This is a genomic window from Pleomorphochaeta caudata (assembly GCF_055395745.1).
Map to the genome: position 1 here is coordinate 2,178,304 of NZ_AP042458.1, position 23,455 is coordinate 2,201,758.

General features: G+C 28.8%; 19 protein-coding genes. 15 read left to right on the top strand and 4 right to left on the bottom strand.

The genetic code is table 11. From position 1 onward, the window contains the following. The first annotated feature begins 56 nt into the window (after positions 1 to 56). From ACZ5RS_RS10095 to murJ, 13 genes are all read left to right on the top strand, one after another. Positions 57 to 557, top strand: coding sequence for an LSm family protein (locus tag ACZ5RS_RS10095; protein WP_464635027.1), 501 nt, complete (start codon positions 57 to 59; stop codon positions 555 to 557). Continuing rightward, positions 547 to 2,022: a transcription termination factor NusA gene (gene nusA, locus ACZ5RS_RS10100; RefSeq protein ID WP_464635029.1), complete on the top strand. Its 1,476-nt coding sequence runs from the start codon at positions 547 to 549 to the stop codon at positions 2,020 to 2,022. Before ACZ5RS_RS10095 ends, nusA begins: the two co-directional genes overlap by 11 nt. An 11-nt stretch (positions 2,023 to 2,033) precedes the next feature. Then, on the top strand, positions 2,034 to 4,775 hold the full coding sequence (gene infB, locus ACZ5RS_RS10105; protein ID WP_464635031.1) for a translation initiation factor IF-2: 2,742 nt from the start codon (positions 2,034 to 2,036) through the stop codon (positions 4,773 to 4,775). Next, complete coding sequence (gene rbfA, locus ACZ5RS_RS10110; protein ID WP_464635033.1) at positions 4,762 to 5,118, top strand: 30S ribosome-binding factor RbfA; 357 nt, start codon at positions 4,762 to 4,764, stop codon at positions 5,116 to 5,118. The genes infB and rbfA overlap by 14 nt, the downstream gene beginning before the upstream one ends. Further along, complete coding sequence (gene truB / locus ACZ5RS_RS10115; protein WP_464635035.1) at positions 5,108 to 6,019, top strand: tRNA pseudouridine(55) synthase TruB; 912 nt, start codon at positions 5,108 to 5,110, stop codon at positions 6,017 to 6,019. Before rbfA ends, truB begins: the two co-directional genes overlap by 11 nt. Position 6,020: 1 nt before the next feature. Further along, positions 6,021 to 6,812, top strand: a complete 792-nt coding sequence (locus ACZ5RS_RS10120; protein WP_464635037.1) for a hypothetical protein — start codon at positions 6,021 to 6,023, stop codon at positions 6,810 to 6,812. A gap of 15 nt (positions 6,813 to 6,827) precedes the next feature. Further along, the gene (gene rpsO, locus ACZ5RS_RS10125; RefSeq protein ID WP_464635039.1) at positions 6,828 to 7,094 is read left to right on the top strand and encodes a 30S ribosomal protein S15; all 267 of its coding nucleotides are present in this window, start codon (positions 6,828 to 6,830) and stop codon (positions 7,092 to 7,094) included. 204 nt (positions 7,095 to 7,298) lie between these two features. Then, positions 7,299 to 9,512 (top strand): polyribonucleotide nucleotidyltransferase, encoded by a 2,214-nt coding sequence (pnp, locus tag ACZ5RS_RS10130; RefSeq protein WP_464635041.1) that lies wholly within the window; start codon positions 7,299 to 7,301, stop codon positions 9,510 to 9,512. Beyond that, on the top strand, positions 9,512 to 9,952 hold the full coding sequence (gene dut / locus ACZ5RS_RS10135) for a dUTP diphosphatase (protein ID WP_464635043.1): 441 nt from the start codon (positions 9,512 to 9,514) through the stop codon (positions 9,950 to 9,952). Before pnp ends, dut begins: the two co-directional genes overlap by 1 nt. A 2-nt stretch (positions 9,953 to 9,954) precedes the next feature. Continuing rightward, positions 9,955 to 11,217, top strand: coding sequence for an LptF/LptG family permease (locus ACZ5RS_RS10140; RefSeq protein WP_464635045.1), 1,263 nt, complete (start codon positions 9,955 to 9,957; stop codon positions 11,215 to 11,217). Continuing rightward, a complete protein-coding gene (locus ACZ5RS_RS10145; RefSeq protein ID WP_464635047.1) occupies positions 11,217 to 12,317 on the top strand; it encodes an LptF/LptG family permease in 1,101 nt (366 codons plus the stop codon). The genes ACZ5RS_RS10140 and ACZ5RS_RS10145 overlap by 1 nt, the downstream gene beginning before the upstream one ends. 50 nt (positions 12,318 to 12,367) lie before the next feature. After that, the gene (tgt, locus tag ACZ5RS_RS10150) at positions 12,368 to 13,492 is read left to right on the top strand and encodes a tRNA guanosine(34) transglycosylase Tgt (RefSeq protein WP_464635049.1); all 1,125 of its coding nucleotides are present in this window, start codon (positions 12,368 to 12,370) and stop codon (positions 13,490 to 13,492) included. Further along, the gene (murJ, locus tag ACZ5RS_RS10155; protein ID WP_464635051.1) at positions 13,467 to 14,996 is read left to right on the top strand and encodes a murein biosynthesis integral membrane protein MurJ; all 1,530 of its coding nucleotides are present in this window, start codon (positions 13,467 to 13,469) and stop codon (positions 14,994 to 14,996) included. The genes tgt and murJ overlap by 26 nt, the downstream gene beginning before the upstream one ends. Before the next feature lie 73 nt (positions 14,997 to 15,069). Here murJ and greA read toward each other — a convergent pair whose 3' ends face one another. From greA to ACZ5RS_RS10175, 4 genes are all read right to left on the bottom strand, one after another. Then, entirely contained in the window at positions 15,070 to 17,790 is a 2,721-nt protein-coding gene (gene greA / locus ACZ5RS_RS10160; RefSeq protein WP_464635053.1) for a transcription elongation factor GreA, read from the bottom strand. A gap of 254 nt (positions 17,791 to 18,044) precedes the next feature. After that, the gene (locus ACZ5RS_RS10165; RefSeq protein ID WP_464635055.1) at positions 18,045 to 20,501 is read right to left on the bottom strand and encodes a hypothetical protein; all 2,457 of its coding nucleotides are present in this window, start codon (positions 20,499 to 20,501) and stop codon (positions 18,045 to 18,047) included. 105 nt (positions 20,502 to 20,606) lie between these two features. Continuing rightward, positions 20,607 to 20,960, bottom strand: a complete 354-nt coding sequence (locus ACZ5RS_RS10170; protein ID WP_464635057.1) for a DUF4180 domain-containing protein — start codon at positions 20,958 to 20,960, stop codon at positions 20,607 to 20,609. A 17-nt stretch (positions 20,961 to 20,977) separates the two neighbouring features. Continuing rightward, positions 20,978 to 21,406, bottom strand: a complete 429-nt coding sequence (locus ACZ5RS_RS10175) for a helix-turn-helix domain-containing protein (RefSeq protein WP_464635059.1) — start codon at positions 21,404 to 21,406, stop codon at positions 20,978 to 20,980. Between the two features lie 224 nt (positions 21,407 to 21,630). Here ACZ5RS_RS10175 and rpe point away from each other — a divergent pair, with 224 nt between their 5' ends. Together rpe and recA are read left to right on the top strand one after the other, a co-directional pair. Beyond that, a complete protein-coding gene (gene rpe, locus ACZ5RS_RS10180; RefSeq protein ID WP_464635061.1) occupies positions 21,631 to 22,293 on the top strand; it encodes a ribulose-phosphate 3-epimerase in 663 nt (220 codons plus the stop codon). A 63-nt stretch (positions 22,294 to 22,356) separates the two neighbouring features. Then, positions 22,357 to 23,427 carry a recombinase RecA gene (recA, locus tag ACZ5RS_RS10185; protein WP_464635065.1) on the top strand — a complete coding sequence of 357 codons (1,071 nt, stop codon included), beginning with the start codon at positions 22,357 to 22,359 and terminating at the stop codon, positions 23,425 to 23,427. Positions 23,428 to 23,455 lie beyond the last annotated feature (28 nt).

Sequence of the window (23,455 nt, forward strand, 5' to 3'; positions counted from 1 at the left end):
TTTTGGGAGACCGCAAATCGCAGGTCTCCTTTTTATTGTAAAATGGAAGGGTAAATATGAAGAATAATATAACACAAGATCCTCTATTTTTAGAGTATTCACCTTTGTTAGAGGCTATGAATATTGAGCTTGTAGATATAAAATTTAGTGAAAGCCCATATAATGCTCGCTTAGCGGTTGTTATTAAGGCAAAAGATGGTGTTACAACTGTAGATCATTGTGCTGAGGTACATAATTTAATAAAACCTAGGATGGAGATTCAGTTAGCTCCTGAACAAGAGTTTGATTTGGAAGTATCAACACCGGGCTTACAAAGAAATATTAAAGATGCATATGAATTTAAATTATTTTTAAATAAAAGAGTTAGAGTATATGACATCTTACAATCTAAGTGGTTTTCGGGCATAATAAAAGAAGTTGGTGATGACTTTTTGATTTTAAGTGAATGTATTGATCAAGACGATAAGAAACTTGATTCTGATTTAAATATAGATTTTGAAAATATATCCAAGGCAAAATTGGAATATATTTGGGAGGACAGAAAACATGCCAAGTGATTTAGGAGACGCTATAAAAAGGTTAGTAGAGAGTGGAATTTCCCAAGATTTAGTAATGTCCACTATTGAAGATTTCTTAAAAGCAGCTTATAAAAGAAAATTTGGAAGTGATGCTAATGCTGTAATTTCTTTTGGTGAAGATTTAAGTAGTGTTGAATTATCATCAAGAAAAATGATTGTTGATGAAGATAATTATTATAGTACTTTAACTCAAATTTCTTTAGAAGAAGCAAAAAAATTTAATGAGGAAGCTGAAATTGGTGATGTAATTTTAATTCCGATTGATATAAATAAAACTTTTGATAGAATTAGTGTTCAAAGCGCTAAACAAAAAGCTCATCAGAGCTTTAGAGATATACAAAAAGATTCTATTTATAGTGAATTCAAAAGCAAAGAAGGTTGTTTAATTAACGGTTATTATAATCGTCAAATTAGAAACGATATTTATGTTAATATTGGTTCTACAGAAGGTGTTTTACCTTCAAGATATCAATCTCCTAGAGAAAGTTATTCACAAGATGATAAAATCAAATGTTATGTTGAAAGAGTTGAAAAAAATGATCGTGGTGTTAGAGTTATTCTTTCAAGAACTTCTCCTGAATTGGTAAGACAATTATTTGAACTAGAAGTACCTGAAATCTCACAAGGTCAAATTGAAGTAGTTAATGTAGCTAGAGAAGCTGGTTATAGAACTAAAGTATCAGTTAAGACAAATAACCAAGATATTGACCCAGTTGGTGCTTGTGTTGGTTTAAAAGGAAATAGAATTCAAACCGTAATTAAGGAAATTGAAGGTGAAAAAATTGATGTAATCAATTATGATTCTAATCCTGTAAATTACATTATTAATGCTTTAACTCCAGCTCAAGTTCTTGATGTAGTAATTACTGATAGATTGACATATAGGGCTATTGCAATTGTAGATGAATCACAATTATCATTAGCAATTGGTAAGGGTGGTTTAAATGTTAAACTAGCTAAGAAACTATGTGACTGGAATATTGATGTTAAGACTCCTGCTGAATTCCAAGAAATGGAATTTGTAAATGATGCTAAAGAAAGAGCAGAGTCCTTCTTTATGAATGGTCAAGAAGAAGAATATGTAGAAGAAGATAATCAAGAAGTCGCACTTGAATCAGGAATTTCTGAAGATGAAATACAATTTGCTGATATTGAATTAGATCAAAATATTGTGTCTAAATTACAATTCCATGATGTATATACTATTGAAGAATTTGTTAATTTAAGCGATGCTGAGATTGAAGCTTTTGGTGACTTCTCTAAAGAAGAATTAGACGCAATCAATTCAATAATTTTACAATATGTAGATATCGTTGAAGAAAGCGAAGAAGATGAATACGAATACAAATGTCCTAACTGTGGTCATACAATTACTGTTGATATGAGTGAATGCCCAGAATGCGGAACAGGATTAACTTTTGAAACAGTAGAAGAAGAGGAATAAAATAGAAAAATATGAGTGATAAGAAAGCAACTTTAATTAAACATGTTAAAAGCTCAAATGCAGATGCAGAACCTACACAACCTGTAGAAGCTGCATCAACACAAACTCAACAAAAAATTGAGAAAAAAAAGATTATCGTAAAGAAAAAGGTTGTTAGAGTTAAGCCACAACAAAAACCAAAACAAAGCATAACTCCAGGCAGCTCTGCTGCTGTAAGCAGTTCTACCCAAGAAAAATCTGTAAAAAGTGCTCAAGCAGATGGGAAAAGACGAGTTATTAAAAAAGTGCCAAATAACAAAAGTTTTTCTCCTTTACATAGTGGACCTAAAATTATTAAAAGCACTAATTTGCCTCCAGTTCCTAACCAAGGTAAGACAGCAAAAGATCATGCAGAATGGCAGAGTAAGAACCCTAATGGAGAACCTCAAGTAAAATCTACTTCTTCAGCACCAAGAGTAGCTGGAACTGTAGGTGGTAAACCTGTAGCAGGATCTAGACCTAGAGGTAGAAGTTATAATAATAACAACAATAATAATAACCGCAATTTTAATAATAGAAATAATAACAATAATTATAATAATAATAATAACAGTAATTATAACAATAGAAATGGTGGTAATTTTGGTCAAAGAAATAATAATGGGGGAAACTTTAATAATAGAAACGGTTATAACCCAAGATTTAATAACCAAAATAATAATAACGATAGAAATAATAACAATAACAGAGGTGGCTTTAATAGAAATAATTCATCTAATTTCAAAAAAGGTCGCTTTAACAATAATACTCCAAGTTCTGATTCAGTTGCACCAAATGCATTTAATACTGGTAAAACTCAAAAGAAGAGTTTTAACAATAATAAAAAGAAAAGCAATGCTTCATATCAAAAACGTGATGCAAAACAAGAAAAAGAATTCCAAATTCAAAGAAAGAGAGAACAAGTTGCAGCTAAACTTGCATCAGTTCCAAAAACAATTGATATTATGGAATCAATCACTGTTGCTGATTTAGCTAAAAAAATGAATTTAAAAGCTAATGATATTATTGCTAAATTATTTGCTATGGGAATGATGGTTACAATTAACCAACAAATTGATCATGAAACTGCAGAAATTATTGCAAATGAATATAACTGTAAAGTTAAGCTAGTTTCTCTTTATGATGAAACATTAATTGAAAGTGAAAAAGATACTGAAGATGATTTAGAAGATAGAGCTCCTATCGTTACTATTATGGGTCACGTTGACCATGGTAAAACTAAATTGTTGGATGCTATTAGATCAACAAACGTTGCTGGCGGAGAATTTGGTGGTATTACTCAACATATTGGTGCTTATAAAGTATCATTAGGAGAAAGAGGCGATATTGTATTCTTAGATACTCCTGGTCACGCTGCATTTACAATGATGAGATCTCGTGGTGCTCAAATCACTGATATCGTTATATTAGTTGTTGCTGCTAATGATGGTGTAATGCCTCAAACTCGTGAAGCTATTGACCATGCAAAAGCTGCAAAAGTTCCAATCATCGTTGCTATTAACAAATGTGATTTACCTGAATCTAATCCTGAGAGAGTAATGCAACAATTATCTGATTTAGGTTTAATGCCAGAAGAATGGGGTGGTCAAACACTTTATTGTAAAATTTCTGCATTAAAGAAAGAAGGTATTGATGATTTATTAGATACAATTCTTTTACAAAGTGAAATTTTGGAATTAAAGGCTAATCCAAATTGTAGGGCTGAAGGTAAAATTATTGAATCAAGAATTGACCAAGGTCGTGGTACCGTTGCATCAGTATTGATTGAAAGAGGAACTTTAAGACAAGGTGATTATTATGTAGCAGGTATTTATCCTGGTAGAGTAAGAGCTATGTTTGATGATACAGGTAAAAAGATTAATGAAGCAGGTCCTTCAACTCCTGTAGAAATAATTGGTTTATCAAATATTCCTTCAGCAGGGGATCCTTTCCAAGTTACAGAAGATGAAAAACAAGCTAGACAAGTTGGTGGTAAACGTCAAGAACTAGAAAGACAAGGTGCTAATAAAACTGGTAATAAATTCACTCTTGATACTCTATTTGATAAAGTTCAAGAAGGTTCTATTGAAAGCTTTAATGTAATTATTAAAGGTGATGTACAAGGATCTGTTGAAGCATTACAAAGTTCTTTAGAAAAACTTTCTACTAGTGAAATTAGATTGAATGTAATTAGAGCTAGTGCTGGTGCTATTATTGAAAGTGATATTACTTTAGCTTCAGCATCCTCTGCCTTAGTTATTGGATTTAATGTTAGACCAACACCAAGAGCAATGGCTTTAGCTGAACAAGAAAAGGTTGAAATTAGAAAATATAATATTATTTATGATGTAGTAGATGATGTTAGAGATGCAATGGAAGGTATGTTATCTCCAATTGTTAAAGAAGTTGAAATCGGTTCTGTTGAAGTTAGAGATACATTTAAAGTACCAAAAATTGGTGTTATTGCTGGTTGTTATGTTCTTGATGGTAAAGTTAAGAGAAACAGCTTAGTAAGAGTTATCAGAGATAGTATTCAAATTAGTAAGAGCTTAATTAAGCTATCATCATTAAAGAGATTTAAAGATGATGCTAAAGAAGTTGCAGCTGGTTTTGAATGTGGTATTGGTTTAGAAAACTTCCAAGATATTAAAGTTGGTGATATTTTAGAAGTCGTAGAAGAAGAAAAAGTTGCTAGAAAACTAGAAGACGGATTGAAACAGAATGAGTCAATATAGTCAAAAAAGAATAGAATCAAAGATACAAGAAGCAATTAGTACCTTAATTGTTAAAGGTGAAATAAAAAATCACAACGTAAGTACTTTTTGCTCTGTATCCAGAGTGAGTTTATCTCATGATAATGCTTATGCAACAATATATATAACAAGTGTTTTAGATGATGATTCTTTAACTAAAAGTGTAGCAGGTTTGCAAAAAGCTGCAGCTTTTATTCAAGGTCGTTTGGGTAAATTCTTGGGAACAAGAAATACCCCTAAATTAACATTTAAAGCTGATGTAGCATATAAAGAAGCTGAGAAGATTAATAATTTAATAGATTCATTAGAGTATCATGGGGAATAATTCACATATAATTTTAACAAACAAGCCTAAAGATGTAACTTCATTTAGATCTTTAGGCTCTATTAAGAGATACGTAGATAAAAAAGTAGGTCATGCAGGAACTTTAGATAAGTTCGCACATGGCCTAATGATTGTTTTAACGGGTTCGACTACAAAAATGAACCAAATTTTTTCTACATTAGATAAAACTTATGTTGCAACAATTAGATTTGGAGAGGAAACAACTACTTTAGACAATGAAGGTGAAATCTTTATTAGAGCAGAGCTCCCAAATTTAGAAACAATTAAAACAGCAATTGAAACTCAATTTATAGGTAATATAATTCAAAGCCCTCCCATTTATTCTGCTGTGCATGTAAATGGAAAAAGAGCTTATAAAATTGCTAGAAGTGGTAATGATGTAGAAATGCCAGAAAGAGAAATAACTATATACAGTTTTGAAGTATTTTCTTTTGATGGTAGAGACTTAAAATGTAAAATAAAAGTTTCAAAAGGTACATATATTCGATCCATAGCCAGAGATTTAGGTTTAGCTTGTAATTCAAGAGCTCATTTAATAGAATTAGAGAGAATTTCAATTGGTCCTTTCTCTGTTGATGAAGCTGTTAACACTGATACAGTTGAAGATATTAATCGCGGCTTAAATAAAAGTGATGATTATTTAAGGAGACTTGATTCTATTTCAATATATAAAATTGCAGATAATTATTTATTTGATTTAGCGAATGGTAAAAAGCCTTCTTATGATTATTTAACTGCTGTTGATGTAAAAAAAAGTGCTTTTTATGCTGCAGTTTATTCAAATGATGATGTACTTCGTTGTGTATTAAAATTGGATGAGCAAAAGAATATAGAAAAGATTTTATGTCAAATAAATCCATGTTTTGATAGGTGTATATAGAGTGAATACAATAACTTTTGAAGACTTTGTTAAAGAAGATAATTTATATAAAAATGAAGAAATCGCTTTGTGTATTGGTGTTTTTGATGGAATACATATTGGACATCAACAAATATTAAATAAAGTTATAGATTCTAAGTTGTTTCCTGTAGTAATCACTTTTGATACAAACCCAAAGATGAAAAGTGGACGTAGAAAGATAGAAAAACCATTATTAACTGAAAAACTTAAGTCCTATTATTTTGAAAAAATGGGCTTTCAACTTAATGTTATTATTGACTTTTCTAAAAAAATCAGTAGACTAAGTGCTGATGAGTTTTTACAAATTTTATGTAAAAATCTCAAAATAAGAAAGATAATTGTAGGAGAAGATTTTCAATTAGGTAATCCAAAAGCTGCTTTAAATGCTAATGAATTACAAGAACATCTAATCCCTTATTCAGAAAAGACTAAGGTAGTTATTACCAAAGCTATTGTCGATAAAGATAATGAGGTAATTAGCTCTTCAAGAATAAGACAATTAATAAAAAATGGCAAAATGGACGTTGTTCAAGGTTTGCTAGGCAGAGAGTATCGGCTGGATTTGGGGTTAACACCTTCCCAATATTTCGGTGACTCTTTGTTATTCAAAGCAGAAGATGTAAAACAATTATTACCAAGTAATGGTAGTTTTACTGGACTCTGGGTTGAAGAGAATTTAATTGCTTCGATAAAAATTGAAGCCGAGGTGATTACAATTTCTCCATATCCAAATTCCTCTGCTAAAAATTTAACTCTAGCATTTATTAGCTAGATAGAGGGTATTTATATGATCACTAAAGAAGAAAAAGCTCAAATTGTTGCCAAATATGGTAATTCTGAAGGAAACACAGGTAGTACTCAAGTACAAGTTGCTTTATTAACAGCACGTATCAACGACTTACAAGGTCATTTTAAGGCTAATCCAAAAGATCATGCTTCAAGACGTGGATTATTACAAATGGTTGGTCAAAGAAGAAGACTACTTCGTTACTTAAAGAACAAAAATATTGACGAATACAGAGCTTTAATTGTTGAATTAGGAATCAGAAAATAATTTAATAAGTGTGTGAATATTGGGGAAATGTATTAAATACAATTCTCCAATATTTTTTTGTATTTGTTTTTCATTGAAACATTTAACAAAATAAGTAATAATAATAACACAAACAAAAAAAATAAAAATAGGGCTCGTTTCATGAAAAATGAAACTAATATAAAGAACTATTAAAAGAACAAAAAAGAATTAAGGAAAGAAGAAATGTTTGAAACAAAAAAAACAAGCGTTCAGATTGGGGACGACACCCTAGTTTTTGAAACCGGAAAAATTGCAAAGCAGACTAGCGGTGCAGTTTATGCTCAATATGCAGGCAGCGCAGTTATTGCTACAGTTTGTTGTGGTAAAGCTCCAACAGAACCTTTAGATTATGTACCTCTACAAGTAGAGTACAATGAAAAATATTATGCAGCAGGTAAAATCCCTGGTGGATATTTAAAAAGGGAAGCCCGCCCTAAAGATAAAGAAATTTTAGTAAGTAGATTAATTGATAGACCAATGAGACCTTTATTTGATAAAGCATTTGGTCGTGAAATTCAAATCGTTCCTACAGTTATTTCTACTGACCAAATTAACACTCCTGATATTATTGCAATTAATGCAGCTTCAGCAGCAGTTACAATAAGTGATATTCCATTTAATGGTCCAGTTGCTGCAGTTAGAATGGGTAAAATTGGTGATGAATTCATTGTTAACCCTACATTCCAACAAATTGAAAAATGTGAATTAGAAATTGTTGTTGCAGGTACACTTGATGGTATTACCATGGTTGAAGGTGGAGCAAAAGAAGTAAGTGAAGATGATATGTTAGAAGCAATTGCTCTAGCTCATCCAGTAATTAAAGACTTATGTAATGCTCAACTTGAATTAAAGAAAATTGCAGGTAAAGAAAAACTTCCAGTTTTTGAAGAACAAATTGATTTATCTTGGTTAGAACCAGTTAAAGAATTTGCTTATCCTCTAATTTCAGAAGCATCTTTTGTAAAAGGTAAAATGAATCGTTATGCAGCTTTAAAAGAAGCTCATGATAAGATTGAAGAAAAATTTGAAGATTTGATTGCTGAAGATGATAAGAGACCAGCTCAATTAGCTCATTTATATGATGATCTAGAATATGAAATCTTAAGAAAATCAATTTTAGATGATGGTGTTAGAACTGATGGAAGAAAGGTAACAGAAATTCGTCCAATTACTTGTGAAGTTGGTTTATTGCCAAAAACACATGGTTCAGCATTATTTACTAGAGGTGAAACTCAATCTCTAGCTACAACTACATTAGGAACAGCTAGTGATGAACAAATGTTCGATGATATTGATGGAGATAAGAAATTCTCATCATTTATGTTACACTATAACTTCCCTCCATACTCAGTTGGTGAATGTGGTCGTTTAACAACAGGTAGAAGAGAAATTGGTCATGGACACTTAGCACAAAGAGCTTTACAAGCTGTTATTCCAGAAAAAGATGATTTCCCATATACAATTAGAATTGTATCTGAAATTATGGAATCAAATGGTTCTTCTTCAATGGCATCAGTTTGTGGTGGTTGTTTATCACTTATGGATGCTGGTGTACCAATTAAAAAACCAGTTGCTGGTATTGCAATGGGTTTAATTACTGAAGGTGCTGATTATTCTAAATATGTTGTTTTATCTGATATTTTAGGTGAAGAAGACCACTTAGGTGATATGGACTTTAAAGTTACTGGTACAGAAGATGGTATTACTGCATTCCAAATGGATATTAAGATTGCTGGTGTTACTCCTGAAATCATGAAGAAAGCATTACAACAAGCAAAAGATGGTAGACTTCATATCTTAGGCATTATGAAAGATGCAATTGAATCACCAAGAGAAGAAATTAATGAAAATGCACCAAAAATCTTATCAATGAAAGTTGAAGAAGATAAAATTGGAGCTATCATTGGTACCGGTGGTAAAACAATTAAAGGTATTGCAACTCAAACAGGTGCTGAAGTTAATATTTCTGATGATGGTACAATTACTATTTATGGTAAAAATAATGCAGATGCTCAAAAAGCAAAAGCTTTAGTTAATGCAATTATTGAAGAACCAGAAGAAGGTAAAATTTATCAAGGTGTTGTAAAGAGAATCATGGATTTCGGTGCTTTTGTTGAAATTTTACCTGGTAAAGAAGGTCTTTGCCATATTTCAAAATTAGATAAAAAACGTGTTAAATCTGTTGATGAAGTATTATCACTTGGTCAAGAAATTCCAGTTAAATTAATTGAAATTGATAGACAAGGAAGATTAAATTTATCATATATTGATGCAATCTCACCAGAAGATTCTAGTGATGATCAATCAAGTGATAAATCAGAAAAGTCTGAAAGAAGTGATAAACATGACAAATATGACAAAAAAAAATCTTTTAAGAAAAAAGGTTTGAAAAAATAATGGCAAGTGTAATTGTCAAGGTTAAATTGGAAAATGGGGCAACTCTTCCAAAACAAACTACAGCTCTGAGTGCAGGTTCTGATATTTCAGCAAAGCTCTCTGAGCCGTTTGTATTAAAATCGGGCGAATTTGCTTTAATTCCAACTGGATTAAGAATTGCACTACCACCGGGTTATGAAGCGCAGGTAAGGCCAAGAAGTGGCCTTGCTGCCAAATTTGGAGTTACAGTTCTAAATACTCCAGGGACAATCGATGCTGATTATCGTGGAGAAGTAAAAGTAATTCTAATAAACCATGGGAAAAAAGATTTTATTATAAATGATAAAGATCGTATTGCCCAATTTGTCATAGCTCAAGTGGTAACAACTGATTTTATAGAAGTTGATGAGTTAGATGAAACCGATAGAGGTGAAGGTGGGTTTGGATCTACTGGAGTTTAATTTTGGTTTTAAAATTAAGAAAAAAACAACTGTTTAAATATATCGGGAAAGAATATTTGTTAGCTTTCTTGGTTTCATTTGTTTTTTTCTTTTTTATTTTTTTTATAAATCAAATATTATTATTAGCAAGAAGAATATTATTAAGTAATGTAGATTTCTTTTCTATGATTCACCTAGTTGTTCTTGCTATTCCTCAATTTCTTTTATATACATTTCCCTTTGCATCCTTAAGTGGAGCCTCAATGGTAATAGGAGCCTTAAATTCTTCTAATGAGATATTAGCTTTAAGAAGTTCAGGTTTTTCTATAAAAAATATATTTTCACCAATTATTATTTTATCAATAGTAATTTCAATATTATGCTTTCTAGTCGCAGATATTTTAATGCCATATAGCGCATCTCAATATCAACAATTATATATTCAATTATTAACAAAAAGTCCTGGAGTTGAATTAAAAAGCAATTCTAGTAATGTTTATAATGATTTTTTAATTACAAATGGAGATGTAAAAGATAATAATATTGATGATATTGTTTTATTGAGTACAACAAATAATGATGTATCTTTATTAGCAAAATCTGATAAAGGTAAATTAAATTATATAGATATAAATCAATTAATATATTCTTTAGATTTAGATCAACCAACACTTTTAATATCAGACTTAAAAGATCCAAATAACTGGCAATTATCAACCTCAGATAAAGGTATCTATTATATTGATTTTTCTTCATCTTTGAACAAAATAAGTGCAAGTTTACCTTCAAATTTGTCTTCAGTTGATTTATTAACAAAGATTAATAAAAACAAACCCATTTTATCTCAAAACCAAGATAATGCTTTCCTTGATAGAAGTTCTTTAATTTTAAATTTGAGTAAAAATTATGCAACAAATAAAATTTCAAGCAATATAAATATTAATAATTTTGTTGATGATTATAATTATATCCAACAAATAAATTTAAGGCCAATAGATTTTTATTTGCAATATTATAGAGCTGAATTTTATAAGAAATTCGCTTTAAGTGCTGCTTGTTTTTTCTTTATTTTTATTACTATTCCATTATCATATATGAAATTTAAACATGGTAGGCTAGTTGGTTTTGGACTCTCAATGCTGATAGCTGTATTATATTGGTATATGATATTAATTGCCCAATTAAGGACATTTAGTTATGCCTTTAATCCTTTGTTTTTAATGTGGGCTCCTAATATAATAGTATTATTGATTGCTATAGTATTAATTAGAGTTTGGAGAAATTAATGAAAATAATAAAAAAATATATTCTTAGCAGTTTATTAAGAATTTTAATTGTTACTGTTTTGTTAACTTCTTTATTATTAATGAATGTAGATTTATTTTCTAATTTTAATTCATATGTTCAAAATAATGTATCCTGGTTTAATATTTTTTTAATTACGATAAAGTATTTTCCTCAAGCTATAATTACTGTTTTTCCTCCAGCAACATTATTTACAATTACATTCTTTTTATCTCAAATGTATTCTAATAATGAAATCATTGCTTTTTTATCAAGTGGTATTTCAATTCATTATATTTATCGACAAATAGTTTTATTATTACTTGGTGTTTCAATTCTGTTATTTATTTTTAACGAGAACTTTGTTCTTCAATCTAGAATTGATTATGAACAAATGAAAAATGAAATATTAAATATAAACAATGAATTAGATAATTCAAATATAGGGTTAATTGATTCTTTAAATAATAATATTATTTATGCAAATAGGTATGTTGATAAAGATAAAGCATTATACCAAGTAATAATAATTGAACAAGATGAAGATGGGAATATTATATCAAGAATTGATTCCCCAAAAGCTACTTGGAGTGATGTAAACAATGATTGGCTTTTATCTGATGTAACAATTAGTAATATAGAAGAGAATGCCGTTATTGTTAACAAATATGATAGTTATGAAGATAAGAGCATTAATTTAGATTACAATATGTTTAGAAACTTATCTGCTGATTTGCAGACTATGTTTTTGCCAAGTGCTATTAAGTATTTAAGAATTCAAAAACAAGTTAATTTAAGACTTTGGTATGAAAATCAGAGTGATTTTTTAGATAGATTATTAGCACCTTTTGCAGCATTAATTATGGCAATAATAGCTTGTAGTATTGATTATAAAGGTCGAAAGAATGTTTTCTTATTCTCTATATTTAATTCAATAATATTAGCTGTTGTGTTTTATGTTTCTAAAATGGTATTTCAATTAACTGCAAAACAAGCAATAATAAATCCGTTTGTTGCAAGTTTAATTCCCTATGTTATAATTATTTTGGTGACTTTGCTTTTAAATAATGTTATGCCAATTTTGATTCAGAGAAATAGTTGAAAATAATTGATAGATAAAGTAAGTTATTAACCGATAAAAAAGGAAAAAGCATGAAGAAATTATATACTAAAATACACCAAGATAAAGATACTAAAGCTCGTGTTGGTATTGTTGAATTAGATCATGGTGTTGTAGAGACTCCTGCATTTATGCCTGTAGGAACAAATGGTACAGTAAAAGGCATTTATCACGATAAAGTAAAAGAAATTGGCTATAATTTGATTTTAGGTAATACTTATCATTTATATTTAAGACCTGGAACAGAAGTTTTAGATAGTTTTGGAGGTTTACATAAATTCTCAAATTGGGAAGGAAATATTCTAACAGATAGTGGAGGATTCCAAGTTTTTTCTTTATCTAATCTTAGAAAAATTAAAGAAAATGGTGTACATTTTAGGTCACACATCGATGGGTCTAAACATGTATTTACACCAGAAAAAGTAATTGATATTCAAAAGAGTATAGGAAGCGATATTTGTATGCTTCTTGATGTATGTACTCCTCCAGATATTCCTTATAAAGCTGCTAAAGAAGCTATGTATACTACTCATAGTTGGGCAAAAAGAGCAAAAGACTATGGAGATCATTTAGAAGGTTTTAAAGGTAATATGTTTGGTATTGTTCAAGGAAATTTCTACAAAGATTTAAGAAAAGAAAGTGCTGAATATATTTCTTCATTAGATTTCCCTGGTATTGCTATTGGGGGATTATCAGTTGGAGAAGAAAAAGAAGCTTTTTATGACTTTTTAAGTTATACCACAGAATATGTAGATGATACAAAACCAAGATATGTTATGGGAATTGGTTCTCCTGATTATATTTTGAATGCTGTAGAAAATGGAATAGATTTATTTGACTGTGTATTAGCTACTAGAATGGCTAGAAACGGAGCCGTATTTAGTGATGATGGTGTTGTTACTCTTAAAAAAGCTATTCATAAATTTGATCACGGTCCAATAGATGAAAATTGTACATGTTCAGCTTGTACAAAGTATTCTAGAGCATATATGCATCATATGGTTAAAACAAATGAAATGTTAGGCGGTATGCTTGCTACAGAGCATAATTTAACATATTTATATAATTTATTAGCTAGAGCAAGAGAAGCTATTAGAGAAGATAGATTTAAACAATTTAAAAAGGATTACCTTGAACGATTCTACTCATCAAAATAAAGAAAATTCAAAAAACTCTACAATCTTGATGGTTCTAACTTTAGTATCAAGATTGTTAGGTATAGTTAGAGCACGTGTTATTACAACAGCTTTTGGAGCAACTTCAACAGCTGATGTAATTAATGTTGCCTATTACTTACCAAATAATTTAAGGAAAATTTTTGCTGAAGGTGCAATAACCTCTGCATTTATTCCTAGTTTTGCTAAAGATGATAGTAAAACATATAGAAATAAATTACTTAGTTTAATGCTCAGTGCACAATTAATTTTATTTTCTATAATAATTCTTATATTTGTTTTTTTCGGAAGACAGATTTTTTCATTTATTAGTGATTTTGAAGGTAGTGAGTTAGTATTAGGTGGTAAATTGCTACCGTATTTTATTGGATTTCTGGCTTTTATTTCTATAGCTAATGTTTTTGCTGCTGCATTACAAACAGATAAACATTTTATAGCCTATGGTATTGCTCCATTATTTTTCTCTATTACTGTTATTATTTTTGTTTCTATTTTTCATAAAAAACTTGATGCAATGTCTATGGCTTATGGTGTTTTACTTGGTAGTATTATTCAATTTATATTTACTTTTATTTGTGTGTATAAAAGAGGGTATAGAGTTAAAGCAAGTTTACAATTTAATGATAATGAATTTAAGAAAGTATTAAAGACCTGGTTAATTGTTGTCGGCTCTGCCATTGCAACAATATTATCACAACAATATTCTACATATCTAGCTTCTACTTTAGCTACTGGGAATGCGACTGCTTTTTCAAATTCAATGATTTTCTTTTCAACTCCATATGGAATTGTGAATGCTGGTTTTGTAACTGTAATCTATCCTTTATTATCTAAAAGTTATATTCAAAAGGATGTAAAGCAATTTCACTCAGATTTAGAGTATGGGATTGAAGGCATGATTAATTTATTCATTCCTGCCACAATATTATTAATGTTTTTGAATAAAGAATTTGTTGCTGTTCTATTGCAAAATGGTAAATTTACATTTGAAGATACACAGTTAACAGCTTCTGTTATATTTTACTTAGTTTCAGGATTAACAATAATAGGATTGAATTCTTTATTAAATAGAACATTAATAGCAAAAGACAAAGCTAAATTATCTTTTATATTAATTGTAATGCAAGCGATTATAGATGTAATTCTTTCTTATACTTTAATACATAAACTTGGAATAATTGCATTGCCAATAGCTAATACAATTTCATTTTTGATTACATTGATAATTCATTTTTATGTTTTAAAAAGTGATATAAACTTTAATCATTTATTTACTACCTTATTTAAGACCTTTATAGCAAATTTGCCTTTAATCGTTGTTTTAATTGGGTACAAAAGAATTTTTACATCTTGGTATATATCTGGATCAACATTCATAAATTTAATCTATTTAATAGTTTTGTGTTTATTTTTAGGTATATTAACTATTATATCTTATTCAGTATTTAAGATCCCTTTTATTCAATATTTTAAGAGGAAAAAATAGATTTAGGTTTTATAAATTTGAATAAAAAAATACCCCAAAGGTTTTTCCTTTGGGGTTAATTATTGTCTAATAATTAAATTGCTACTTCAATCTTTAATACTTTGAAATCGAATGGAGTACCATTAACTGTGAATTTAATGTGATCGCCAACTTTACGATTTAATAAATTAGATCCTAAAGGTGCTAATCTATTAATAACATTGTTTGAAGGATCAGCTTCCCAAGAACCCATAATAGTATATGTAACTTCTTCGTTAGTATTGTTATCAAATAGAGTTACTCTAGTACCAAAGGCAACTTTTTCATCAGTAACAGTTGCTGGATCGATAACTGTAGCTCTTTCAATTTCTTCATTTAAAGTAATTAACTGTGAATTTAACATACGTTGTTTTTCTTTTGCATATTTATATTCACTGTTTTCTTTTAAGTCACCAAGTTCTCTAGCTTCACCAATTTCTTTTGCAATTTCTGGTAAAAGAACATGTTGAAGGTTATATAAATCAGCTTTTTTAGTTTCCATGGTTTCTTTCAAGCAGAAAAGGCCTGTAGGAATCATATCTTCTTCAACAGAAATACTTGCTTTGTTGAAATCAAAATTAGGATATTTTGTAGTTAATTGGTGTTTAACTTCAATTTTTTTACCTAAATCAGATTTTCCTAATGGTAATCTATCAACTAAAGCATAAGCTTTTTTAGCTTTGATTTCATCGCCTTCTTCAATGTAATTATAGATTGCATTTTCATCAAATAATTTAGTCATAAGAACTTTTACATTTTTTCTATTTTCAGTAACGTTCTTTTTGTTTTCAATTAATTTTAATAAATAATCTAATAATGATAAGGCAGTGAACAATAATTGTTCAGATGAAATACCATTCTTTTCCCAAGCTTTTAGAGTATAGTTCTTATATAAATACAAGAATACTTGTGATTGGTCTTTGTAATTGCCCACACATTGTTTAAATACTCTACCAAAACTATCAGCCTTTTTATTGCTTCTAAATGTATCAGGGATATAGGAAGTTAAATAATGAGGGAATAAATCCATTAATCTCTTTTCCCAGAATGGATCAACTTTTACTACATGACCAATAAATAATTTTTTAAGTTCAGGGTCATCAATATTTGTAAAACATTCAACTACATCTTCAATATGATCATATAATGAAGAGAAAGGAAGACCTTCAGGAAGTTTTACAAAGTTCATGCTATAGTTTACATATAAATCTTGTAATAATAAGTAGCTGCTGACAATTGTGTCACTTACATTAGATAATGCAATGCTTGTTCCATCACTGTTTGTAATATTACTTGAGAAATAAGCAACCATTTCTAAGAAAGAATCACTTTCAACATCGCCTTTGTTCAAAATAAAGTCTCTTAATACTTTTACTTTACTGTAGAACTGTTTTTTGCTCTTAAAGATATTTAATTGTTTTTCTTCAAATGTAATAGGTGTTTTTCTTAAAGTAAAGGTATCTTTTTCTTGAGTGCTAACACCAAATAATGGATTACTCATTAATTCTTTCTTAGCTGAATTAACCCATACATTTACTTCTCTAGTTGTTAATAAAGAAGGTGATAATTCATTCTTCATTTCTTTTAGAGATGCTTTGTCATTATTACTAGACATTAAAATTCTTAATGCCCAAGGGATATCAGATTTAATCTTTTCTGCAAGTTTTTCATGTGGTACAACACTTTTTAAAACCCAAATGTGTGATTTAGGTAATGCTACTAAACTCTTAAATGCCATATCAGTAGACATATTTGTAGATTTATCAGGGAAATCAATAATTACATCTTTTTCATTGATGTTCTTAATTCTACCAATTTTGTTTGTTGATTTTTGGAATACGAAAGTACCCTTATCAAAAGCGATATTGGTTTCAAAATCTTCAATTGCTCTAATTACATCTTTGAAGTATTTGTCATTTAATTTACTATGATGTAAACAAGTATTTAATCTACCGTGGTTTTTGTATTTTGTTTTGTAGCTTTTTACAAGGTTGTTTCTTGCATTTAAATTATCATTTGCATATTCTAAAATCTTTTTATAAATAACAATTTTATAATCAAGATTATCAGCATATTCATTATTTAATAAGTTTAATAAAGCAACTGCATAAGACTTTCCAACATGAATAGACACACGTTCACAAATTCCAATTAAATAACCAAATTCATCTGGAATTAGAGAAATAAGGGTAGGGAAACTTTCTTTAATATTCATAGGATCGTTTTTAGCAATTAAACGATTGATTAATTTTTTGTAATAAAGTATTCCACTTTCTTTATCAGCAACTTTAGTGCTTTTTAATTTATAATCTGCTAAAGCTTTTAATAAAGTAGTTTCAGAATAATCAACTTTGATTAATCTTTCCCAAATGTCATACATTTGTACTTCTTTATCTTGTTTTTGGTAGCATTCACCTAATAAACGTAATGCAGGTTTACTTTCGTTAACTTTTAAAACTAATGAGCATAGATATTCAACTAAATCATTTCTATCTACTTGTGCAAAGGAAGAAATTAAATCAAGGAAAGCAATACTATCTTCTTGAGGGCGTGTTTTTAAAGTAACTCTTCCAGAAACATATCGAGCAATTACGCTGTTTTTTTCCTTTTCTTCAAAGTATTCATCACAAATTTGTTTAATTTCAATAATTTCATCTTCAGCAATTTTGTTAATGTCTTTATCTAAATGTTGAAAGTATTGAATATCGCAAGTTTGCATGAAAGAAATACTCCATTTTTCCTCTTCTAGCATGGTTTGTAATTTCTTCAAATTCATATAATTATTCCTCCGCAAAAAATTGACTCATTTTTTTCTTCTGAGCCTAAATAAACATATATATTGGGAAATATGCCATTTTATTTTAAGTAAACAAAACCCGAGCAACTGCAATGGCGATGCTCGGGGGCATTTTTTTCTCACACTATACAATCATTATATTATAAAAAAAATAAATTAGCAATAGAGAAACTAAGTTATAATTATTTCAGAGATCTCTCTATTTAGTTTATCTTAAATTATTAAAAATAAGTTTATTGGGCCTCTATTGGTCCAATATCGACAATACTATTTACTATTCTAGGATTGTTATTTAAATCATTTGTTGCTTCCATTGTATTACCATCATGATCAATATCATAATCGTCTAATTGAACAATATTATTTGTTCCTGCATTGATATTATTCTCATTTTCAGTACAACAGCTATGACTAATGGTATGTTGTTCTAAATTGTCATAATTTTCATGATATAAAATATTGTTAAAGTTTATTATTGTATTGTCAAATAAATTTGGATAAGTTCCAACATTATAAACGAAGATTATTTTATCACTGTCATTGTTTGAAGTATTATTATCTAAAAATGATGTATTAGAAGCGGTTATTGCTGAAACTCCATCTAAACATATAGCTGCACCAAAAGACTTTGAAGTATTATTATCAAATAGACAATTTACTAATTGAATATTGCTATGTATAGCGTAAATTGCACCTCCACCATAAATATAATAAGGATTTAATGCTGGATCAGAATTGTAATATGGATATGATGAACTATGAGTAGTAGTATTCGAGTTAAAAATACAATTTATAAATATTGAAGAAGATTTAGAAAGGTAAACAGCTCCTCCTGATTTAGAGGCATTATTATTAATAAATTTACAATTAATGAAAGTTGGAGAACTAAAATCACCACAGAATATAGCTCCTCCTGAAGCTGTTTGCACTGGATTTCTATCATCAATTGAATAAAATCCATTAGCATTACCATCCTTTAATACAACTCGTTCTAAAATTGCTGTTGAGTTTACTTCAAATTCATTTGGATTATAGAATATATGATAACTATTAGAACTAATATTTGTTTGACTTACTGCATTAAAAGAGAAAGCAGTTGGAACACTAGTTTCATTACCATTAAAGCCACCAATTATTCTTACATTATTTTTTAAGACAAAATAATCTTTTCCTGAAGAAGGTAAATAATTCCCAACCATTACCCAAACTTCTTCAATACCATTTTGATATGCAAAATCAATTCCATTTTGTAATTCTGTAGCAGTTTCCCAGGTACCTCCATAATTATTCGAATCTCCGTTTGGACTAACACAGATATGTGTCAATTCTTTATTTATTTCAAGATTTTTTGTTTCATGAATATTAAAATTACCAATTTTATCTGTATAAATAATTTTTATATTTACATAAGCTGCATTAATTGAAATATATTCTGTGTTGCTATCGGGGATAGAAGTTGTAGCTGTATAAGTTTTATAAGTTTTATAAGTATCTCCATAATCAGTTGAATAAAGTATTTCGATTTCTTCTATATCTTCATCAGATGGTTTTTCCCAATCTATTTTTATAGTATATGGTTCTATATCTATTGTAGGGGGTTCAAAGGTAGGGGGTTTTTTATCAATTTTAAAAGTAATTGGTAAGCTGCTATTATATTCAAAGGTATGAGCTGCAGATTCATAAATATTCTCAGTTATAACATATTTAATTTCTAGTTTAGTAATCTCTAAAGATTCTCCAGTATTAACAGAGAGAGTATGTTTTTTATTAGCATTGTCACTAAATGTTTGCCAATTGTTATCATCATTAATACAAACTTTAAAAGTTCCATTTGTTGGATATCCAATTGGATAATCTGAAGTTATAATAATATCTTCATTATATATAGATCCATCAATTATTTGATTGTCACTTGAATCTTTTAAAGTAGAATTTTCAGAAATAGTTTCTTGCTTATTTAGAGTAATTGTAATAATTTCTCCAGGATCTTCACCTAAGTAAAAGGCTTTAACTTGAATTTCTCCATATTGAGTTTCAGGGAAATAATATGAAATTGAAATAGAGTTATAATCTTCATTGTTATATATTCTTATATTATCAGACCATTGTGAGTCATTAATTTTGAAACTGTAAAAAGCCTGTTTATCTTCACTTAATTTATTTCCACGAATTATTAATTTATTTGAAGCAATTTTATCTTTATCTGATAATTCTATATATGGTGTTTCAGTATCTTCAGTTTCATAATATAATTTGAATTCTGGATATTCTTCATTAACTAAAGTTTCTTTAATATAATGAACTAATACAGCATCATTTAGCATGCTATCATCAATTTTATTTGGCTGACTATCATCTATGTTAGTTGGGATAATCCAGAAATAATAATCTACATCAGTAGATATTGATGTTGAATAAGAATTTGTATCAACAAAGAAAGGATTCATCATTGTATTTTCAGTAGGTCTTATATTGTCTGTGCTTTCACATATTGCATAAGAGCCTTCATTGGTATTTCCATCCCATGTAATAGTGATTGATGAATCAGTGTTTTCTACTGCATTAGCATTTGTTGGAATATCTGCTCTTATTCTATCTTGAGGGAATATTTCTCCAGGATTTGGACAACTTATAACAAAAATAGAAAAAAATATAATAATAATAAAATAACGAATTTGTAACTTCTTCATAATTTATTATTGAATAATGGATATATGTTTGTCAATGAAAAGTTATTTTAAAACAAAAATATATCCATCTAAATATTATTATAAGTTATATGAAGAAATCATAATTTAAATAAGCTGTTTATACGCATTATCTAAGTTATTTGTCCAAATAACATTCTTTGTTTTATTACATTCATAGATAAAATCATTTAATGATTTACTATTAATTGAACTAAAATCTCCAATAATTGCTAGTCTAACATTATAATTTGAGAATTTTTGTAGTACCTCACCAGCAAATTTTGTACTTAAATTATAAAAATCATCATTTAAACTATGTTTATGAATGATTACTAAATTTGTTTTTCCTAAATATTGTGCATTAGCCATTATGTCTAATGCATCCTGAACATCGTTTATTTTTATATTTTGATCAACTATAGCAAAATTATTGCCATATTTCTCTACTATTTTTATCATAATAATTTCCTATTTTTTTATATTGAGTTATTAAAGTTTTTAATAAGGGATATAATTGATGAGATGAAATCCAAATTACCCCATATAGATAATCTTACAAGGTTTTCAGATTCTATATATTGGCTATGTAAACTGGAAAAATTATATTCCAAAGGTTTAGAAATCATAGCAGCATTTAAGGCTGTTATTATTCTATTAGCCCTCTCTTTATCTGAGATTGGAATATCAATTACTGTAGAAGCTTTAATTTGTTTTGGTTCTTGATTTGTTAATTGTGTTATTCCAAGATTTTTTGCAAAAGTTTCTAACTCTTTTTCTTCAATTCTCCATGCTTTACCAATTTTGTTGGCCTTAAGCTTTTTTTCTCTTATATATCTTTGAATTGTTTTTTGATGCAAGCTTAGTATATTTGCTATTTCATTTACAGTATAATATTTTTTATCCATAATTATTATTCCTTATTATAACTAATTATTAAGTATAATAGGTAATAATTAGGAATATTGCAAGAGTTTGAACAACCAAAGCATTTAATAAATTTTATTTTTGCTCTTATATCTTAAAAGATTAAAAATATTTTTTGAAAAAAAGTTTTAGGATGTTATACTAACTCTTTAATATTTAAATAAAACAATTGCATTATATTTCATGTTTATGATATTCTTACCTCATGAATGATTTAATAGTTTCTCCAAGTATTCTATCTGCTGATTTTTCTAATATTGTAGCAGAAGTTGATTCAATAAAAAAAGCAAATGCTAAGTGGGTTCACTTAGATGTTATGGATGGCGTATTTGTTCCAAATATCACATTTGGTCCAAAGTTTATAAAAGATTTAAGAAAGCATAGTGATTTATATTTTGATGCTCATTTAATGATAGAAAATCCAGAAAATTATATTAATGAATTTGCTCAAGCAGGTTGTGATGGTATTTGTATTCATTATGAAGCTACAAAACATGTACACAGAGCTCTACAAATGATTAAAGCAAATAAAAAAGATGTTGGAATTTCAATTAACCCTGCAACAAGTGTAGATTTATTGTTACCAGTTTTATCTGATGTAGATCAAGTTTTAGTAATGAGTGTTAATCCAGGCTTTGGTGGTCAATCTTTTATTGATTATAGTTTAGAAAAAATAAACCAATTAGCTAAATTAAAAGAAAAGTTTGGTTATACTTATAAAATTAATTGTGATGGTGGAATTAGCACTCATAATATAAGATTATTAAGAGAAAAGGGTATTGATGTTGTTGTTACAGGCTCAGCCTTTTTTGGTGCTAAGGACAGAAATAAGTTTATAGAAGAAATGTATAGAAATGGAAATTTTTAATTAATGCATTTATCAAAAAAAAGTAATTATATTAAATATTAATATCTAAAGGAGACAAAATAAATGGCAAAAAAAAGTGCTGAAACTACTATAGGTAATCCTACTGATGAAAAGCAAAAAAGAGATGCTCTAGAAGCTACTCGGGCATCCATTGATAAACAATTCGGTAAAGGCTCGTTGATGAAACTAGGTGATAAAGGTGCTTCTTTAGATATAGCAAGTTTTTCAAGTGGCTCTTTGTTATTAGATGAAGCTCTTGGTATAGGTGGATATCCAAAGGGAAGAATAATTGAAATTTATGGCCCTGAATCAAGTGGTAAAACAACCTTAGCTTTACATGCTGTTGCAGAAGCTCAAAAAAAGGGTGGAATAGCAGCTTTTGTAGATGCTGAACATGCTTTAGACCCTTCCTATGCAAGTGCTTTAGGTGTACAAATAAATGATCTTTGGATTTCTCAACCAGATAATGGTGAACAAGCTTTAGAAATTTGTGAAAAACTGGTTAGATCTGGTGCTGTTGATGTTGTTGTTGTTGACTCTGTTGCAGCCTTAACTCCTCAAGCAGAAATTGATGGAGATATGGGGGACTCTCATATGGGTCTTCAAGCAAGATTAATGAGCCAAGCATTGAGAAAATTAACTGGTATTTTATCAAAAAGTAATACTACAATTATTTTTATTAACCAAATAAGAATGAAAATTGGTGTAATGTTTGGAAATCCTGAAACTACAACAGGTGGTAATGCCCTTAAGTTCTATTCTTCCGTTAGATTAGAGGTTAGAAAAATTGAAACTTTAAGTAAAGGTGCTGATAATGTCTATGGAAATAGAATTAGAGTAAAAATTGTAAAAAATAAAGTTGCTCCACCATTTAAGAAAGTTGAATTAGATCTTATGTTTGGTAAGGGTTTAAGCTATGTAGGAAGTGTATTAGATGCTGCAATTAAGTATGATTTAATTGAAAAGAGTGGTTCTTGGTATTCTTACAAAGATGAAAAGATTGGCCAAGGTAAAGATAATGCAATGTCATTCTTAGATGATAACCCTGATATTGTTGAAACATTAGATGCTCAATTAAGAAAACTTATGTTTCCAAATTTGATTAAAGAAGATAAAGAAGTATCTACCAAATAAATAAAAAATATTAAAAAGAATTAAGTTC

What these genes read in the sequence shown, in the direction of transcription:
- rpe (WP_464635061.1), top strand. Translation starts at nt 21,631, where the DNA reads ATGAATGATTTAATAGTTTCTCCAAGTATTCTATCTGCTGATTTTTCT.
- ACZ5RS_RS10095 (WP_464635027.1), top strand. Translation starts at nt 57, where the DNA reads ATGAAGAATAATATAACACAAGATCCTCTATTTTTAGAGTATTCACCT.
- ACZ5RS_RS10165 (WP_464635055.1), bottom strand. Translation starts at nt 20,501, where the DNA reads ATGAAGAAGTTACAAATTCGTTATTTTATTATTATTATATTTTTTTCT.
- ACZ5RS_RS10175 (WP_464635059.1), bottom strand. Translation starts at nt 21,406, where the DNA reads ATGGATAAAAAATATTATACTGTAAATGAAATAGCAAATATACTAAGC.
- tgt (WP_464635049.1), top strand. Translation starts at nt 12,368, where the DNA reads ATGAAGAAATTATATACTAAAATACACCAAGATAAAGATACTAAAGCT.
- ACZ5RS_RS10145 (WP_464635047.1), top strand. Translation starts at nt 11,217, where the DNA reads ATGAAAATAATAAAAAAATATATTCTTAGCAGTTTATTAAGAATTTTA.
- ACZ5RS_RS10170 (WP_464635057.1), bottom strand. Translation starts at nt 20,960, where the DNA reads ATGATAAAAATAGTAGAGAAATATGGCAATAATTTTGCTATAGTTGAT.
- rbfA (WP_464635033.1), top strand. Translation starts at nt 4,762, where the DNA reads ATGAGTCAATATAGTCAAAAAAGAATAGAATCAAAGATACAAGAAGCA.
- nusA (WP_464635029.1), top strand. Translation starts at nt 547, where the DNA reads ATGCCAAGTGATTTAGGAGACGCTATAAAAAGGTTAGTAGAGAGTGGA.
- infB (WP_464635031.1), top strand. Translation starts at nt 2,034, where the DNA reads ATGAGTGATAAGAAAGCAACTTTAATTAAACATGTTAAAAGCTCAAAT.
- rpsO (WP_464635039.1), top strand. Translation starts at nt 6,828, where the DNA reads ATGATCACTAAAGAAGAAAAAGCTCAAATTGTTGCCAAATATGGTAAT.
- recA (WP_464635065.1), top strand. Translation starts at nt 22,357, where the DNA reads ATGGCAAAAAAAAGTGCTGAAACTACTATAGGTAATCCTACTGATGAA.
- truB (WP_464635035.1), top strand. Translation starts at nt 5,108, where the DNA reads ATGGGGAATAATTCACATATAATTTTAACAAACAAGCCTAAAGATGTA.
- dut (WP_464635043.1), top strand. Translation starts at nt 9,512, where the DNA reads ATGGCAAGTGTAATTGTCAAGGTTAAATTGGAAAATGGGGCAACTCTT.
- greA (WP_464635053.1), bottom strand. Translation starts at nt 17,790, where the DNA reads ATGAATTTGAAGAAATTACAAACCATGCTAGAAGAGGAAAAATGGAGT.
- pnp (WP_464635041.1), top strand. Translation starts at nt 7,299, where the DNA reads ATGTTTGAAACAAAAAAAACAAGCGTTCAGATTGGGGACGACACCCTA.